This is a genomic window from Achromobacter sp. 46006 (assembly GCF_059761975.1).
Genome location: NZ_JCBANN010000029.1, coordinates 14,481 through 30,432, shown reverse-complemented (window position 1 = coordinate 30,432; position 15,952 = coordinate 14,481). Strand labels below are relative to the sequence as shown.

Below are 15,952 nucleotides of genomic sequence, written 5' to 3'. Positions count from 1 at the left end.
GGCTCCTTCCTCGTTGATGCGCCGCTGGCATCGGCGCGCCCGCCCATGGGCCTATCTGGCGATGGGCGCCACCCGCTGCCAGGGCCGCAGGGCCTCGACCTGGGCGGCCAGTTCCAGCAACCAGGCTTCGCTGCCCAGCGGGCCCATGACCTGGATGCCGATCGGCAAGCCGTCGGCCGACAGGCCAAACGGAATGGAAATGGCCGGCATGCCCGTCAGGTTGGCCAGCGGCGCGAACGGCGAATAGCCGATCACGCCCTTCTTACCCAGGCGATAGGCCAGGTAGTCGGCGTTGTCCATCGCATAGCGGCCGATGGGGGCAGGCGGTTGCGCCAGCACCGGCGACAGGAACAGGTCGTGGCCCTGCGTGCCTTCGCGATGCAGGAAGCGGCCGATGCGGCGCGTGATCTCGTGGCAGGTGTCGACGCAGGCCACGTACTGCGCGCCGGAAATGGCGCGGGCGTACTCGCGCGCTCCCAGCGTGGTCGGCTGCAATTCGTCCGCGGCAAGACGACGATTGCGCGCGCCGACGAAGCTGTCGATGGCATTGGCGGCGGCGCTGGCGATCAGCGGCAGCATCGGCGACAGCACTTCCTCGGAACCCACCGGCGGCGCGGCCACCACCAGTTCGTGGCCCAGGCCGGCGAACAGGCGCGCGGCCTCGTCGACCGCCGCCGCGACCTCGGGATGAATGGCTTCGCCTTCGTAGGTGGTGTTGATATAGGCAATGCGGCGGCGCGGCGACGAGCGCGGATCGGCCGCCACCCGCGCCACGATGTCGCGATAGGATTCGACCGGCCTGGCCGGCGCCGCATAGGGCGCGCCAACGTCGGCGCCGGCGCTGATATCCAGCGCCGCGGCGCAATCGCGCACCGACAGCGTCATCATGTGTTCGGTGGCCAGGCCGCCCCAGCCTTCGCCCTTGAGCGGGCCCAGCGGCATCATGCCGCGCGAGGGCTTCAGGCCCAGCACGCCGCAGCACGAGGCCGGAATGCGGATCGAGCCGCCGCCGTCGCTGCCGTGGGCGATGCGCACCATGCCGCTGGCCAGCGCCGCCCCGGCGCCGCCGCTGGAACCGCCGGCGCTGTAGCCAGCCTTCCAGGGGTTCTGGGTCGGCGCGCCGTAGACGGGCGACTCGCTGGTGGGGCTCAGGCCGAGTTCGGCGCTGGTGCTGCGGCCGAACGGAATCAGGCCGGCGCGGCGGTAGCGCTTGACGATCTCGGCGTCGACGCTCCAGTCGACCTGGCCGTACAGCACCGAGCCCATGGCACTAGGCAAGCCAAGCGCGGCGGTGCCAAGGTCCTTTAGCAGCGTCGGCACGCCCAGGAACGGCCGCTCGCGCAGCAGCGCCAGGCGCTGTTCGGTCGACAACGCCGCCAGCGCATCGTCCTGCGCGCGCGCCAACTCCAGGCCGAGTTCGGCGCGCACGCCACAGGCCGCGTTGATCGACGGATTGCGCGCCGCCACCCGTTCCAGTGCCTGTTCCATGGCGGCCAGCGCCGTCGTGGCTCCCTGGGCGATGTCGGCGCCCAGCGCCATCGCGTCGAAGGAAGAGGAATCAACTCGGTCAGCCGTGGCCATGCTTGCGATGCTCCTGGTATCGACGGCGGAATGCCGCAAGTATGAGGATATCGGCAGAGCGGCCGGGTCACAAGCGGGCCGCGGCGGGCGCCAGCCGCGGCCGTGCCGGTCAGGTAGCGGAACCCGGCTCGGCGGCTGTCTGCGCGCCGCCGGAATCGTCGCCACCCGCCTCGGCCTCGCCGCCCAGCAGCCGCCGCGCCTCGGCCTCGGGCAGCGCCTCCACGCTTTTCAGGTTGCGCAGCATGGCGCGCGTGCGCACCTCGGTCTGGCCGATCTTGCTGCTGGCGGTGTCCAGCGTCTTCTTGACACCGGCGAGCGCGTCACCGAACTTGCCGAACTCAGTCTTGACCGCGCGCAGCACCTGCCAGACCTCGGACGAGCGCTGCTCGATGGCCAGCGTGCGGAATCCCATCTGCAGGCTGTTGAGCAAGGCCGCCAGGTTGCTGGGGCCTGCCACGTTGATGCGCAGGTCATGCAGGCGGTCCAGCAGCCCGGGACGCCGCAGCACTTCCGCGTACAGACTCTCGGTAGGCAGGAACATGATGGCGAAATCGGTTGTGTGCGGCGGCGCGACGTACTTGCCGGCGATCGAGCGGGCCTGCAATTCCACCGCCTTGCCCAGCGCCGCACCGGCCGCCTTCACCCCTTCGGCATCGGCCGCGTCCTGCGCATCCATCAGGCGCTCGTACTCTTCCTTGGGAAACTTGGCGTCGATCGGCAGCCAGACCGGCGCGCCCCCCTCGCCCCGCCCGGGCAGGCGGATGGCGAACTCGACCACCGCATCGCTGCCCGGAACCGGCTTGATATTGCTGGCGTATTGGTCAGGCGTCATGTTGTCTTCGATCAGCCGCGCCAGTTGCACCTCGCCCCAGGTGCCGCGCGACTTGACGTTGGTCAGCACGCGCTTGAGATCGCCCACGCCGGCCGCCAACACCTGCATCTCGCCCAGCCCCTTGTGCACCGCCTCGAGTCGCTCGGACACCTGCTTGAACGACTCGCCCAGGCGCTGTTCGAGGGTGGCGTGCAGCTTCTCATCGACCGTGCGGCGCATGTCGTCGAGCTTGGCACTGTTGTCATTCTGCAACGCTTGCAGGCGCTGGTCGACCGTCGCGCGCACCTCCATCAGGCGTCGCTCGCTGATCTGGATCAGGCCCTGCAACTGGTCGCCGAAGCCGGCCGCAAAGCGCGCCAGCGACTCGGCCGATTCGGCCCGCGCCGCCTGTGCGTCGCGAGTCAGGGCGGCGCGCAGTTCGCCCTGCGACTGGGCCAGTTCCTGACGCAGGCCGCGAGTGGATTCGGCAACTTCGGCGCGCAGGCCGCGCTGGCTCTCGGCCATCTCGGCGCGCAAGGCGCGCTCGGTGCGCTCGAGTCCATCGAGCAGGGCATCCAGGCGTTCATCGCGGCCGGGCCGCGACGACCACGCCAACAGGCACGCCAGGCAGGCCAGCACCGCGCCAGCGGCGGCGATCCACAGCAGAACCTCGTTCGACAAAACCGATCCTCGACGAATAACGCGCCCACGCCGGGCACGCGAAATTATAGGACTGCGTTCCGACCCCTGTATCGATCCGAAACGACTTCCCGGACCCCAACCAAAAACAAAAGCAAGCAACGGCATTAAACTGTTAACGACTTATATAAAAACCTTAAAAACAGTTGAATACGGCTGATTTTCCTTCGCTCTGTCCACCTCCCGTCGCCTTCGGCACCGTCTTCGGTCCCTTGAATCTGAATGACGAGACGCCGGTCGCCATCGGCGGCGATCGCCATATCTTCCAGCACCCCCATGCCCCAGCCCTGCTGGTGAAGGTCATGGACATGCAGGCACGCGCGGTCTACCTGGAAGCGCGCCCGTTCAAGCGCTGGTACAAGCAATACCAGCGCGAAAGCGCCTACCGCGTCTACCTGAACGAAATCACCGAATACGTCACCACCACCACGCGCCCCTCCGGGGTCTGGCAGGTGCCGATGGCGCGCATCCTGGGCGTGGCGCAGACCACGCTGGGCCTGGGCCTGCTGGTCGAGAAGATCACCGACGAGGCCGGCAACATCGCGCCCACCGTCGCCGATCTGGCGCGCCAGGGCAAGATGGACGACACCCTGTCGGCGCAACTGGACGAATTCATCGAAGACCTGGCCGACGCCCACGTGGTGCTGCACGACCTGTCGGCCGCCAACATCGCCTGTGGCCAGAACGCCGATGGCAAGTCGGGACTGTTCCTGATCGACGGTTTCGGCGTGCTGCCGCTGGTCCCGGTATACGCCTGGAGCAAGCGGCTGAACCGCCGGCGCATCCAGCGCAAATACAGCGAAATGCGCGCCGCCATGGCGCGGCGCACCCGCGAGGCGGCACTCAAGGCCGGCCGTGCCGACGGCGGTCCGCCGGCCTGACGCCTCAAGGCACCCGCCGCAGCGGCGCCCCCTGCTGATCGACCCAATGGTAATCGCGCCCCGCCTGCTGGCCGCGGCGCAGGGGATTGCGCGTGCACCACGCGGCATACGCCGGGTCGACGTAGCGGTACTCGAGGTGTTCGTCGCGCCCGGGCGGAATGCCCAGGCGGGCGGTGCTGATCAAGGCTTGCGGCGACTCGCCCACGTCTTCCACGAAAAGCGCCCGTGGATCAAAGCGGCGCGCATCCCAGTCCGGCACCTTCAGCCCCAGCGCGCGGCACAACAGCGTCTGGCCGGCGCACAACCGGGCCGGCGGCCGCGGCCGCCCCTGGGTATCGGGATTCAGAGCCTGCATGCGGGCCAGCGCCTCGGGGCCGGACAGCGCGTCGATCCAGGGGTAGCCTGATTTGATCAGCACGGCGTTGCCGGGGCCGCCCGCGCTGAAATTGAGCGAATCGCCGCCGCGGGCATAGTACATATAGACCACGCCGCCATCCATGAACAGGGCGCGGCGCTTGTGGGTGTAGCCGAGCGAGGCGTGGCTGCCCTTCTCTTCCAGGTAGTAGGCCTCGGTCTCGATGATGCGCGCCGACAGCCACAGGCCGTCGACCCGGTGGCGCACCACCTTGCCCAGCAGTTCGCGCGCCAGCTGGCGCGCATCGCGATTGAAAAAGGCATCGGGCAACGCCTTGCCGGCGCCGCGCGATGCCTTGTCGGCCCTGGCCGCCACGGGATCAGGCGAAGCGTTCGCCGTAGCGCTTTTCGCTGAAACCGACGCCGACCTCGCCGTCCGGCGTCACCGCCACCGGGCGGCGCACCAGCGCCGGGAACTCGGCGATCAGCTTGGTCCACTGGGCGTCGGTGCTGGCCGTCTTGCGCTCGTCCGGCAGATTGCGCCAGGTCATCGAGGCGCGGTTGACCAGCTTTTCCCAGCCGCCGAGCTGGCCGGCCCATTCCTTCAGGGTGGCGGCCGGCACCGGGTGGTCGCGGTAGTCGATGAACTGGTGGTCGACGCCGTGCGCGGTCAGCCACTCGCGCGCCTTGACGCAAGTGCTGCACTTGGCCAGGCCATACAGGGTGGTTTGCTTCATTTGGGTTCGGACTCCTTGCGCCGTTGCATGCGGTTGGCCAGGATGACGCAGGTGCCCACCGCCAGGATGAACAGCGTCGCCAACGCATTGATCTCGGGTTTCAGGCCCAGCCGCACGCGCGAGAAGACTTCCATCGGCAGCGTGCTGGAGCTGGGGCCGGACAGGAACGACGCCAGCACCACGTCGTCCAGCGACAGCGTGAAGGATAGCAGCCAGGCCGAGGCCAGCGCCGGCGCGATCAGCGGCAGCGTAATCCTGAAGAACACGGTGATGGGCGTGGCGCCCAGGTCCAGCGCGGCCTCTTCGAGCGAGCGGTCGAGGTCGCGGATGCGGGTCTGGATCACCACCGCCACGAAGGCCATGCACAGCGTCACGTGGCCGACCCAGATGGTGAAAATGCCGTTCTCGGCCGGCCAGCCGAGGTGGCCGCGCAGTTCCACGAACATCAGCAAGAGCGAAATGCCCAGCACCACTTCGGGGATCACCAGCGGCGCGCTCAGCATGCCGACGTACAGCGCGAAACCGCGGAAGCGCCCCATGCGGGCCAGCACGTAACCGGCCCAGGTGCCGATGATGACGGCCGCGGTGGCGGTCATGGCGGCGATGCGGAACGACAGCCAGGCCGCGCGCAACAGCGCGTCGTCATTGAACAGCGAGTGGTACCAGCGCAGCGAGAAACCGGTCCAGGAAGTGACGGCGGGCGATTCATTGAACGAGAACACCATCAGGCTGATGATGGGCACGTACAGGAAGAAGTAGCCCAGCCCCAGCACCACGGCGCGCAAGGTCTTGTTGGGACCGTTCATTTGCGCCCTCCGCTGGCCAGTTCCTGCTGCTTGACCTGGTTGTACTGGAACAGCGCCAGCGGCACCAGCAACAGCAGCACCATCACGCAGGTCACCGCCGAGGCCATCGGCCAATCGGTATTGTTGAAGAACTCGTTCCACATGACCCGGCCCATCATCAGCGTGTTGGCGCCGCCCAGCATTTCGGGAATGACGTATTCGCCGACCGCCGGGATGAACACCAGCATGGCGCCGGCGATCACGCCCTGGCGCGACAGCGGCACGGTGATCTGCCAGAACGCCTGCCAGGGCTTGGCGCCCAGGTCGTAGGCGGCCTCCAGCAGGCGCAGGTCCATCTTCACCAGCGTGGCGTACAGCGGCAAAATGAAGAACGGCAGGTAGGCATAGACCATGCCGATGTAAACGGCCAGGTCGGTGCGGTAGATCTCCAGCGGGCTGGAGATGATGCCGAGCCATTGCAGGAAGTTGTTCAGGAGCCCATCGTTGCGCAGGATGCCGACCCAGGCGTACACGCGCAGCAGCAGCGAGGTCCAGAACGGCAGGATCACGCCCAGCAGCAGCAGGTTGCGCACGCGCGGCGACGACCGCGCGATGTAGTACGCCATGGGATAGCCGATCAGCACGCAGGCCAGCGTGGTGATGGCGGCGATCTTGACCGAGCTGAGATAGGTGGCGACGTACAGGCTGTCGGTGAACAGCAGGATGTAGCCGCGCAGGTGCAGGCTGAACTGCACCGCCTCGTCCTTGAATTCGGCCAGCGAGGTGTATGGCGGAATGCCGAACTTGAGTTCGGCGAAGCTGATCTTGAACACCAGCAGGAACGGCACCAGCAGGAACAGCACCAGCCAGGCGAACGGCGGCACCACCGCCAGCGCCCGGCCCGAGGGCAGCCAGTCGCGGGGCGAGAAGCGGCTCATGACGCCAGCACCGTCGCGCTGTCGGCGTCCCAGCTGACGAAGATGTCTTCGTCGATGCCCGGGGCGTCCAGTTGGGCCAGTTGCAGGCTGGGCACGCTGGCCTCGACCATGGCGCCGGAGTCCAGGCGGATCTGGTACAGCGCGTAGCTGCCCATCCAGGCCATGTGGCTGACCATGCCGTGGGCCCAGTTGTAGTCGCCCGTCGGCTGTTCGCGCGACACCACCATGCGCTCGGGGCGGATGGAGACGTGCACGTCCATGCCCAGCGGCTCGCTGACGCCGTGGCTGACGTACAGCGGACGGCTCAGCTCGGGGCTTTCGATGGCGACGTGGTCCGGCTCGTCGACCACGATGGTGCCGGTGAACATGTTGGTCGAGCCAATGAAGCTGGCGACGAAGCGCGAGTTCGGGAAGGCGTAGACATCCTGCGGCGTGCCGCACTGGACGATCTGGCCCTCGGTCATGACCGCCAGGCGGTGCGCCATGGTCATGGCCTCTTCCTGGTCGTGGGTGACCATGATGCAGGTCACGCCGACCTGCTCCAGGATCTTGACCAGCTCGATCTGGGTCTTCTGGCGGATCTGCTTGTCCAGCGCCGACATCGGCTCGTCCAGCAGCAGCAGCTTGGGCCGCTTGACCAGGCTGCGCGCCAGCGCCACGCGCTGCTGCTGGCCGCCGGAGAGCTGATTGGGCTTGCGGCGCGAATAGCCCGCCATCTGCACCAGGTCCAGGGCTTCGAACACACGGTCGTGGATCTCGGCGCGGTCCACGCCTTCCTGCTTCAGGCCGAAGGCCACGTTGGCCTCGACCGTCATGTGCGGGAACAGCGCGTACGACTGGAACATCATGTTGACCGGCCGCCGGTACGGCGGCACGCTGGTGATGTCCTCGCCATCGAGCAGGATCTGGCCCGACGTGGCTTCCTCGAAACCGGCCAGCATGCGCAGCAGCGTCGACTTGCCGCTGCCTGAACTGCCCAGCAGCGCGAAGATCTCGTTGCGCTTGACCGAGAGATTGACGGAACGGACGGCGACCACGTCGCCGAAGATCTTGACCACATCGGCCACCCGGACGAACTCGTCCGGATCGGCCGCATGCTGCGCCGAGTAACGGCTATCGCTCATGATGACTAGCGCCCCGACTTCAGCTCGGCCCACATGCGCGTCTGCAGGCGCTGGATGTTCAAGGGCTGCGCCTTGATGACATACAAAGTCTTGGAGACTTCGGGCGACGGGTAGATCATGGGATTGTCGGCCACGTCCTTGACCACGTACTTGCGCGCCTCTTTGTTGGCGTTCGGGTAGAACATGGTGTTGGTGATGGCGGCGTGCACCTGCGGCGTCTCAATGTAGTTGATGAACGCCAGCGCCTCTTCCGGATGCGGCGCATCCTTTGGAATGACCATCAGGTCGAACCAGGCCGGGGCGCCGCCCTTGGGAATGAAGTAATTCACTTCATACGGCTTCTTGGCCTCCTGGGCGCGCTTGCGGGCGATCATGACGTCGCCCGAGAAGCCATAGACCATGCACAGGTCGCCCACGGCCAGCTCGTCGATGTAGCCCGAGGAGCTGAACTGGCGAATGTACGGACGGATCTGCTTGAGCACGTCCAGGGCGGCCTTGTAGTCGTCCGGGTTGGCGCTGTTGGGATCCTTACCAAGGTACTTGAGCACCGCCGGGAACACCTGCGCGGCCTCATCCAGCATCGAGATGCCGCATTCCTTGAGCTTGGCGGCGTTCTCGGGCTTGAAGATCATGTCCCAATTGGCCAGGTCGACGTTATCGCCCATGATCTGCTTGACCTTGGTGACGTTGTAGCCCAGGCCGTTGGTGCCATAGCCCCAGGGAATGGCGTATTCGTTGCCGGGATCGACTGCGGCGACCAGCGCCATGACGTCGGGGTCCAGGTACTTCCAGTTCGGGATCTTGGACTTGTCCAGCTTCTGGAACAGCCCGGCCTCGATCTGGCGCGAGGCGTAGTGCGTGGACGGGACAACGACGTCGTAACCCGACTTGCCGGCCAGCAGCTTGGCCTGCAACGTGTCGTTATTGTCGTAGACGTCGTAACGGACCTTGATGCCGGTTTCCTTCTCGAAACCCGGGATCGTGTCCGGAGCCGTGTATTCAGCCCAGTTGTAGACGTTGACGACCTTGTTCTGCGCCATCGCCGCCGACGTGGCTGCCGCGACCAGCATCGTCCCCAGCGCCCAGCGCATTCCCGCCCGTAGTTTCATTACCAGCCCCCCAGCGATATGCCGTAAGTTACAGGAGTACCAAAAGGCGGAATCATAAAGCCTTTTAGCGCCGGCTTGCCCAACTTTGCCGGCCGAATTCACGTAATTTGCCGCTATCGGGCCCGGTTCGGCCTGTATCCACGGCCACGCTCAGGGCTGCACGCCGATGCCCCAGGCGGTCCAGTAGCTGTCGCGCAATTTGAGCCAGAAGCGCTCGCCTTCCGCCCCCGCCACCTTCACCAGGGACCGGCGCAGCCGTTCCAGGTTGCCCTGGCGCTGGCGGTCCGACAGGCCGCCCTGGGTGCCGCGGTCGAAGTCGATCAACCAGACCCGGCCATCGGACCCGATCAGGATGTTGAAGGCGTTCAGGTCGGCGTGCCAGACGCCGGCCCGGTGCATGCGCACGATGGCCTCGGCCACCGCTTGCCACAACGGCTCGGCCAGGCACTGCGCCAGCGGCTTCACGCCGGGGATGCGCTCGACCACGATGGCGGCGCGATAGGTCGGGCCCTGGCGCCAGTAGGCCGCCGCCAGCGGCGCCGGCACCGGCAAGCCTTGCGCGCGCAGGGCGGCCAGCAGGCGGAATTCACGGAAGCTGCGCGTGCGGTCCGCGCCCGCCCACAGGTAGGTATCGCGGCTGACCCGGGCGATCAGGCCGCCACGCCGGTAACGACGCAGCACCCCCTGCCAGCCCTGCCCCTGCACGAACCAGGCCGCCTGGCGGCCGCCGGCGTCCACCGGCCGGGCGCGGTCGCCATAGTGGGCCGGATTGAACAGCTCGGGGCCGGCATCGCCCAGGCGCGGGTCGGCCAGCATGGCGCCGGCCAGCGGCGCCGGCCAGCCATGGCGCCGGGCGCCGGAAGGGTCCCGCTCAGCCTTCACGGTTGCGCATCCAGTCGGCCACGCCGAAGAACGATTGCAGCAGGCGCTCGACCAGGCCGGGGTCGATACCCTCGTCTTCCATGGCGCGGCCCATGCAGGCGACCCACTGGTCGCGCTCGATCTCGCCGATCGAGAACGGCAGGTGCCGCGCCCGCAGCCGCGGGTGTCCGAAGCGCTCTATGTAGTGGTCGGGGCCGCCAAAATAGCCGCACAGGAACCAGAACAGCTTGTCGCGGGCCTGGTCCAGGCTCGGGCCGTGCGCGGCGCGCAGTTCCTTCAGGTCCGGCTCGATGTCCATCAGATCGTAGAAGCGGTCGACCAGGGCGCGCACGCCAGGCTCGCCCCCCAGCAGATCGAAAATACTGCGGGAGGCTTGCACGGGTTCGGTAGGGGTTTGGACGGGGGACGTCGTCATCAGGTTTCTCTCAGGGTGACCAGCGGCGGGGTGCGCAACACGCCGCGCAGCGCCAGCGCGCCGCCGGCCCAGGCGCCGAGCATACCCGCGCCGATCCCCGCCAGCCAGGGCCAAAGACTGAGGGTAATCGTGAAATCGAACACCTGGGTTGATAAAACCCAAGCGATCGCGCTGGCGCCGGCCGCCGCCAGCAGGCCGGCCAGGCCGCCCACCGCCCACAATTCGATGCGCTGCGAACGCGCCAACTGGCGACGGGTAGCGCCCAGCGCGCGCAGCACCGCGGCCTCGCGCATGCGTTCGTCGCGGGTCGCGGTCAGCGCGGCCGACAGCACCAGCACGCCGGCCGCCAGCGTGAACAGGAACAGCAGTTGCACCGCGCGGCCGACCTCATTGAGCACCGACTGCAACTGTTGCAGGATGGCGCCCACGTCGAACACCGTCAGGTTCGGAAACTGCCGCACCAGCGCGGGCAGCGCCTGGGCCTTTTCCGGCGGCAGGTAGAAGGACGTGATCCAGCTTTGCGGCATGTCGGCCAGGGTGGAGGGCGTCAGGATGGCGAAAAAGTTGACGCGCATCGTATCCCAGTCCACCCGCCGCGTGCTGGTCACGGCCACCTCGACCGGCTGGCCGGCCACGTCGAAAGTCATCTTGTCGCCCAGCTTGATGCCCAGCGTCTTGGCCAGGCCCGACTCCAGCGACACTTCGGCCGCCCCCGGCCTGAGCCAGCGGCCTTCCTCGATGCGATTGGAGGACGGCATTTCCTCGCCATAGGACAGGTTGAACTCGCGGTCCACCAGGCGCTTGGCGCGCGGCTCCTCGTAGTCGTCCGGCCCCACCGGCTTGCCGTTGATGGCGATCAGGCGGCCGCGCACCATCGGCGACAGCACGATCCGGCCCAGCCCCTCGCGCGTCAGCGCGTCGGTCACGGCCTGGCGCTGGTCGGGCTGTACGTTGATGAGGAAGCGGTTGGGCGCGTCCGGCGGCAGCGTGCGCTGCCAGCCCTGGATCAGGTCGGTGCGGGTCATGGCCAGCAACAACAGGGCCATCAGGCCCACCGCCAGCGCGCACACCTGGGTGATGGTGGCGGCGCGCCGCCGCACCACTCCGGCCAGCGCGAACCGCAGCGCCGGCAGGCCGGCGGCCAGGCCACGCAGCCGCGCCAGGGCCAGGATGCAGAGCCAGGCCACCAGCGCGAACAGCGCGAACGCCCCGAGGAAACCGCCCGCCACCACCCCGCCCAGCTTCGCGTCGCCGGCGAACCACCAGATCAGCAGGGCGAAGCCGACCGCGCCGACGCCGTAGCCGAGCGCGCTGCGGGCGCTGATGACATCGGCATCCCGCCGCAGCACCCGCGCCGGCGGCACATGGCGCAACTGCGCCAGGGCCGGCAGGGCGAAGCCCAGCAACAGCAGCAGGCCGGTCAACAGCCCCTGCAAGGCCGGAATGGCCGAGGGCGCGGGCAAGGCCGTGTCGATCAGTGAGCCCAGCACCATCACCAGCACCTGGTGCACGGCATACCCCAGCAGGCAGCCGGCGGCAGAGGCGAACAGGCCCACCAGCGCGAATTCCAGGGTCAGCATGCGCGAGACCTGCGATTGCACCGCCCCCAGGCAGCGCATCACGGCGATGCCGTCACGGTGCCGAGTCATGTAGCGGCCTGCCGCCAACGCCACCGCGACCGCCGAGATCAGTACCGCCAGCAGCGCCACCAGAGACAGGAAGCGCTGGGCCCGGTCGAGCGTGCGGCGCACTTCGGGGCGGCCGGACTCCAGCGTGGCGACCTTCTGGCCGCGCTTGAGGTTCTGGCCAAGCCAGGCCGAATAGCCGGCCACGGCGTCCGGCTGCCCGGCCACCAGCAGGGCGTAGCCAATGCGGCTGCCGGGCGCGATCAGCCCGGTGGCCGGCAGGTCGCTGGCGCGCAGCATCACCCGCGGGGCCACATTGACGAATTGCATGCCGCGGTCCGGTTCGTAGGTGATGACCCGGTCGATGCGCAGGTGGGCATCGCCCACGTTCAGGGTGTCGCCCACCTTCAGGCCCAGCAGCGCCAGCAGTTGGCCATCCACCCACACCGCGCCCTCGGGCGGGATGTCGCGGGTGGGCGCATCGGGCTGGAATGGCGCGTCGGTCACCCGCAGGGCGCCGCGCAGCGGATAGCCGGGTTCGACCGCCTTGAGGGCAGCCAGTTGGGCGCCCTCGCCAGCGCTGACCATTGACGGGAACTGCCAGGTGCTGGACACCGCCAGGCCGCGCTCGCGCGCCTGGTCCAGGAAGGCCGGCGGCACCGGCTCGTCGGCGTCCAGCACCAGATCGGCGCCCAGCATCTGCCCGGCGTCGCGCTCCAGCGCCCGCCCGACACGATCGGCCAGGAAGCCGACGCTGGTGACGGCGGCCACCGCCACCACCAGGGCCAGCACCAGCAAGCGCAGCTCGCCGGCGCGGGCATCGCGCATCATCATGCGGGCGCCCAACGCCAGGGTGTTCCAGAAGCCGGGGCGCCTGGCCCGGGAGACATCAGGGAAATCCATCATCTGCCAATGTTAACCAACGGCCGGAATGGGGGCCGAATCCCGCTATCATGCGCGAAGCGCCCCGTGGCGCCTCACACCTGCTGAAAAAAATACTGATCCCCTGGAGAAGACAATGCGTAAATCCTGGCTCGCGGCCACGATGCTTGCCGCATGCGCGGTCGCCGCGCCCCTGGCCGCCTCGGCCCAGGCCCCCCTCAAGATGGCCTATGCCCTGTCCACGTCGTCGCATTATGGCGCCGGCGCCGACGCTTTCGCCAAATCCATCGAAACCGCCAGCAACGGCAAATTCAAAGTCCAGCAATTCGCCAACAGCGCGCTGGGCGGCGAACGCGAAGTGATCGAGGGCCTGCAGATCGGCACCATCGACCTGGCGATCGTCTCGACCGGCGCCACACTGAACTTCGTGCCGGAAACGGGCGTTTTCGATATCCCCTTCCTGCTGCGCGACCTGCAACATGCCCGCAAAGTGCTCGACAGCAAGATCGGACAGGATATGCTGGCAAAGTTCCCCAGCCGCGGCATCATCGCGCTGGCCTGGGGCGAACAGGGCTTCCGCCACCTGACCAACAACGTGCGGCCGGTCAAGACCCCGGCGGACGCCAAGGGCCTGAAGATCCGCACCACGGAAAACCCGATCCACATCACCGCCTTCCGCCAGATCGGCATCCTGCCGACGCCGATGGCCTGGCCGGAAGTGGCCACCGCCCTGCAACAGGGCACCATTGACGGCCAGGAAAACCCGCTGTCGGTCATCACCTCGGCCAAGCTGTCGCAAATGCAGAAGTACCTGTCGCTGACCGGCCACGTCTACGGCCCGGCGCTGGTGCTGATGTCGGCCAACGTCTATGACAGCCTGTCGGCCGAGGACAAGGCCAAGTTCGACAAGGCCGGCAAGGAATCGGCGCAGGCCATGCGCGCCTACGTCGACAATATCGAGAAGACGGGCGTCGAGCAGCTCAAGAAGGAAGGCATGCAGGTCACCGAAGTCGACCGCGCCGCCTTTGCCGCCGCCGTCGAGCCGGCCTACCCCGAGTACTACAAGAAGTTCGACAAGAAGCTGATCGAATCGATCCGCGACACCAAGTAAGTGCAAGGCCGGCGCGGCCGGACGCGCCGGGATGACGAAAACGGTTTTCGTCCCCGGCCGCTCCGCCCGCGCCAGGCGCCTGTCCGGAATCGCGTTCCGCTCCCGGCCGCCGCCACCAGCGGCGCCGGGCGCCGCCTACCGGTCTGCCGCGTCCTGTTACCCGCCCCTGGAACCCTCATGCGTCTGCTCTGCGCCTTCGACCGCCTCCTGTTCAAACTGGTGTCGGTCATCGCCCAACTCCTGCTGGTGGCCGCCGCGGCTGCCGCCTTCTACCAGGTCATCGCCCGCTTCGTGCTGCATGCGCCCGCCGACTGGAGCGAGGTGCTGACCCGCGCCCTGCTGATCTGGACCGTGCTGCTGGGCGTGGCCCTGGCCTTCCGCCACGGCGCCATGATCAGCGTCGAATTGCTGCGCAACCTGCTGGGCGGCATGCGCCGCCGCGTGCTGGAGGCCGTGATCGGCCTGATCTGCGCCGGCTTTCTCGGTTTCATCGCCTGGATCGGCGGCCAGATGACCTACCGCGTGCGTTTCCAGAACGTGCCCAGCCTGGACATCTCGATTTCCTGGATCTACCTGGCAATCCCGGTGGGCGCGACGCTCGCCGCCATCGCCGTGCTGGCGCGCTGCTGCGCCGGCCAGGAAGAAGACACTCCCGTGCGCAACGACGCGCAGGGTTGAGCCCCGCCCCGAACAAGCAGCCGATATCGCCATGTCCCAATTAATGATTGTCTCGATGCTGATTTTCTTCGGGCTGTCCGTGCCGGTCGCCGTGTCGATCGGACTGGCCAGCCTGGCGGGAGTCGGCGCCGCCAACCTGCCCTGGCTGGTGGTGGCCCAGCAGTTGTACGCCGCGCTGGACAAGTACCCCCTGGTCGCGATCCCGTTCTTCATCCTGGCCGGCAACCTGATGGAAGCCGGCGGCATTTCCGAACGCATGGTCGAGTTCGCCAAAAGCGTGGTCGGCGGCATCCAGGGCGGCCTGGCCTGCACTTGCGTGCTGACCTGCATGATCTTCGCCGCCGTGGCCGGCTCCAGCGTGGCCACCACGTTCGCGGTCGGCGCCATCCTGATCCCGGCGATGGTCCGCCATGGCTATCCCGCCCCCTTTGCCGCCTCGCTGCAGGCCAGCGCGGCCGAACTGGGCGTGATCATCCCGCCGTCGATTCCGATGATTCTGTTCGCGGTGTCCACCGACACCTCGACCGGCGAGCTGTTCATTGCCGGCGTGCTGCCCGGCATCCTGATCGGCGCGGCGCTGATGTTCTACGTCTGGTTCTACGCCAAGCGCAACCACCTGGGCAAGCGCGACGGCGAAGGCCGCCTGCCGCTCTGGCCGGCCTTCAAGCGCGCCTGGCTGGCCCTGATGATGCCGGTGATCATCCTGGGCGGCATCTACGGCGGCATCTTCACCCCGACCGAGGCCTCGGTGGTGGCGGTGGTGTACGCGGTGGTGGTGGGCAAGTTCATCTACCGCCGCCTGACCTTCAGGCAATTGTCGGGCACCCTGCACAAATCCGTCGTCTCCACCGCCGTGATCATGTTCGTGATCGCCAACGCCGGGGTCTTCAGTTTCCTGCTCAACCGCGCCGGCATTCCGGATGCCCTGGGCGTCTGGCTGGCGCAACTGTTCGACACCCAGATCACTTTCCTGATGGGTGTGAACCTGGCGCTGTTCCTGATCGGCATGTTCATCGAGACCTCGGCGTCGATCGTGGTGCTCGCCCCGCTGTTGTTGCCGGTCGCCGTGAAATTCGGGCTGGACCCGGTGCACTTCGGCATCATCATGGTCGTGAACCTGGCGCTCGGCATGATTACGCCCCCATTCGGGGTGAACCTGTTCGCCGCCAGCGCAGTGGCCAAGGTACCGCTGGAACGCCTCATCAAGCCGCTGATCCCGTTCGTCGGCGTGGTGGTCGCCTGCCTGATCGTGATTACGTATTGGCCGGCCCTGTCGCTGGGCCTGCGCGACCTGGTGTACGCGAAATAGAGGCGCGCCGGCCGCGGACAGGCGGCGCGCG

General features: G+C 67.6%; 15 protein-coding genes. 4 read left to right on the top strand and 11 right to left on the bottom strand.

Features of this window, described 5'->3' with window-relative positions:
- Positions 1–51 precede the first annotated feature (51 nt).
- Positions 52–1,581 (bottom strand): amidase, encoded by a 1,530-nt coding sequence (locus AC6LKG_RS15315; RefSeq protein ID WP_498165571.1) that lies wholly within the window; start codon positions 1,579–1,581, stop codon positions 52–54.
- Positions 1,582–1,690: 109 nt separating this feature from the next.
- The gene (locus AC6LKG_RS15310; RefSeq protein ID WP_498165570.1) at positions 1,691–3,073 is read right to left on the bottom strand and encodes a DNA recombination protein RmuC; all 1,383 of its coding nucleotides are present in this window, start codon (positions 3,071–3,073) and stop codon (positions 1,691–1,693) included.
- 164 nt (positions 3,074–3,237) lie between these two features.
- Here AC6LKG_RS15310 and AC6LKG_RS15305 point away from each other — a divergent pair, with 164 nt between their 5' ends.
- Positions 3,238–3,972 (top strand): PhoP regulatory network YrbL family protein, encoded by a 735-nt coding sequence (locus tag AC6LKG_RS15305; protein ID WP_498165568.1) that lies wholly within the window; start codon positions 3,238–3,240, stop codon positions 3,970–3,972.
- A gap of 4 nt (positions 3,973–3,976) precedes the next feature.
- Here AC6LKG_RS15305 and AC6LKG_RS15300 read toward each other — a convergent pair whose 3' ends face one another.
- The 9 genes from AC6LKG_RS15300 to AC6LKG_RS15260 form a co-directional block, all read right to left on the bottom strand.
- Entirely contained in the window at positions 3,977–4,702 is a 726-nt protein-coding gene (locus AC6LKG_RS15300) for a DNA-3-methyladenine glycosylase (RefSeq protein WP_498165566.1), read from the bottom strand.
- A 4-nt stretch (positions 4,703–4,706) separates the two neighbouring features.
- Positions 4,707–5,063, bottom strand: coding sequence for a Spx/MgsR family RNA polymerase-binding regulatory protein (locus tag AC6LKG_RS15295; RefSeq protein ID WP_498165564.1), 357 nt, complete (start codon positions 5,061–5,063; stop codon positions 4,707–4,709).
- The gene (locus AC6LKG_RS15290) at positions 5,060–5,869 is read right to left on the bottom strand and encodes an ABC transporter permease subunit (protein ID WP_498165562.1); all 810 of its coding nucleotides are present in this window, start codon (positions 5,867–5,869) and stop codon (positions 5,060–5,062) included. Before AC6LKG_RS15290 ends, AC6LKG_RS15295 begins: the two co-directional genes overlap by 4 nt.
- Positions 5,866–6,786, bottom strand: a complete 921-nt coding sequence (locus AC6LKG_RS15285; RefSeq protein WP_498165560.1) for an ABC transporter permease subunit — start codon at positions 6,784–6,786, stop codon at positions 5,866–5,868. Before AC6LKG_RS15285 ends, AC6LKG_RS15290 begins: the two co-directional genes overlap by 4 nt.
- Entirely contained in the window at positions 6,783–7,910 is a 1,128-nt protein-coding gene (locus AC6LKG_RS15280; RefSeq protein ID WP_049072627.1) for an ABC transporter ATP-binding protein, read from the bottom strand. Before AC6LKG_RS15280 ends, AC6LKG_RS15285 begins: the two co-directional genes overlap by 4 nt.
- 5 nt (positions 7,911–7,915) lie before the next feature.
- A complete protein-coding gene (locus AC6LKG_RS15275) occupies positions 7,916–9,019 on the bottom strand; it encodes a polyamine ABC transporter substrate-binding protein (RefSeq protein ID WP_498165558.1) in 1,104 nt (367 codons plus the stop codon).
- Positions 9,020–9,169: 150 nt separating this feature from the next.
- Positions 9,170–9,835, bottom strand: coding sequence for a 3-deoxy-D-manno-octulosonic acid kinase (locus AC6LKG_RS15270; RefSeq protein ID WP_498165606.1), 666 nt, complete (start codon positions 9,833–9,835; stop codon positions 9,170–9,172).
- A gap of 55 nt (positions 9,836–9,890) precedes the next feature.
- Entirely contained in the window at positions 9,891–10,316 is a 426-nt protein-coding gene (locus AC6LKG_RS15265; protein ID WP_498165556.1) for a group II truncated hemoglobin, read from the bottom strand.
- Positions 10,316–12,847: an ABC transporter permease gene (locus tag AC6LKG_RS15260; RefSeq protein ID WP_498165554.1), complete on the bottom strand. Its 2,532-nt coding sequence runs from the start codon at positions 12,845–12,847 to the stop codon at positions 10,316–10,318. Before AC6LKG_RS15260 ends, AC6LKG_RS15265 begins: the two co-directional genes overlap by 1 nt.
- A gap of 112 nt (positions 12,848–12,959) precedes the next feature.
- Here AC6LKG_RS15260 and AC6LKG_RS15255 point away from each other — a divergent pair, with 112 nt between their 5' ends.
- The 3 genes from AC6LKG_RS15255 (at position 12,960) to AC6LKG_RS15245 (ending at position 15,921) form a co-directional block, all read left to right on the top strand.
- Positions 12,960–13,934: a TRAP transporter substrate-binding protein gene (locus AC6LKG_RS15255; protein ID WP_498165552.1), complete on the top strand. Its 975-nt coding sequence runs from the start codon at positions 12,960–12,962 to the stop codon at positions 13,932–13,934.
- A gap of 177 nt (positions 13,935–14,111) precedes the next feature.
- Positions 14,112–14,612 (top strand): TRAP transporter small permease, encoded by a 501-nt coding sequence (locus AC6LKG_RS15250; RefSeq protein WP_498165551.1) that lies wholly within the window; start codon positions 14,112–14,114, stop codon positions 14,610–14,612.
- 31 nt (positions 14,613–14,643) lie between these two features.
- Positions 14,644–15,921 (top strand): TRAP transporter large permease, encoded by a 1,278-nt coding sequence (locus tag AC6LKG_RS15245; protein ID WP_498165550.1) that lies wholly within the window; start codon positions 14,644–14,646, stop codon positions 15,919–15,921.
- The last annotated feature ends 31 nt before the right edge of the window (positions 15,922–15,952 follow it).

Coding starts and splice junctions, on each gene's coding strand:
- AC6LKG_RS15315 (WP_498165571.1), bottom strand. CDS start 1,581: ATGGCCACGGCTGACCGAGTTGATTCCTCTTCCTTCGACGCGATGGCG.
- AC6LKG_RS15295 (WP_498165564.1), bottom strand. CDS start 5,063: ATGAAGCAAACCACCCTGTATGGCCTGGCCAAGTGCAGCACTTGCGTC.
- AC6LKG_RS15290 (WP_498165562.1), bottom strand. CDS start 5,869: ATGAACGGTCCCAACAAGACCTTGCGCGCCGTGGTGCTGGGGCTGGGC.
- AC6LKG_RS15285 (WP_498165560.1), bottom strand. CDS start 6,786: ATGAGCCGCTTCTCGCCCCGCGACTGGCTGCCCTCGGGCCGGGCGCTG.
- AC6LKG_RS15280 (WP_049072627.1), bottom strand. CDS start 7,910: ATGAGCGATAGCCGTTACTCGGCGCAGCATGCGGCCGATCCGGACGAG.
- AC6LKG_RS15275 (WP_498165558.1), bottom strand. CDS start 9,019: ATGAAACTACGGGCGGGAATGCGCTGGGCGCTGGGGACGATGCTGGTC.
- AC6LKG_RS15270 (WP_498165606.1), bottom strand. CDS start 9,835: ATGCTGGCCGACCCGCGCCTGGGCGATGCCGGCCCCGAGCTGTTCAAT.
- AC6LKG_RS15265 (WP_498165556.1), bottom strand. CDS start 10,316: ATGACGACGTCCCCCGTCCAAACCCCTACCGAACCCGTGCAAGCCTCC.
- AC6LKG_RS15260 (WP_498165554.1), bottom strand. CDS start 12,847: ATGATGGATTTCCCTGATGTCTCCCGGGCCAGGCGCCCCGGCTTCTGG.
- AC6LKG_RS15255 (WP_498165552.1), top strand. CDS start 12,960: ATGCGTAAATCCTGGCTCGCGGCCACGATGCTTGCCGCATGCGCGGTC.
- AC6LKG_RS15250 (WP_498165551.1), top strand. CDS start 14,112: ATGCGTCTGCTCTGCGCCTTCGACCGCCTCCTGTTCAAACTGGTGTCG.
- AC6LKG_RS15245 (WP_498165550.1), top strand. CDS start 14,644: ATGTCCCAATTAATGATTGTCTCGATGCTGATTTTCTTCGGGCTGTCC.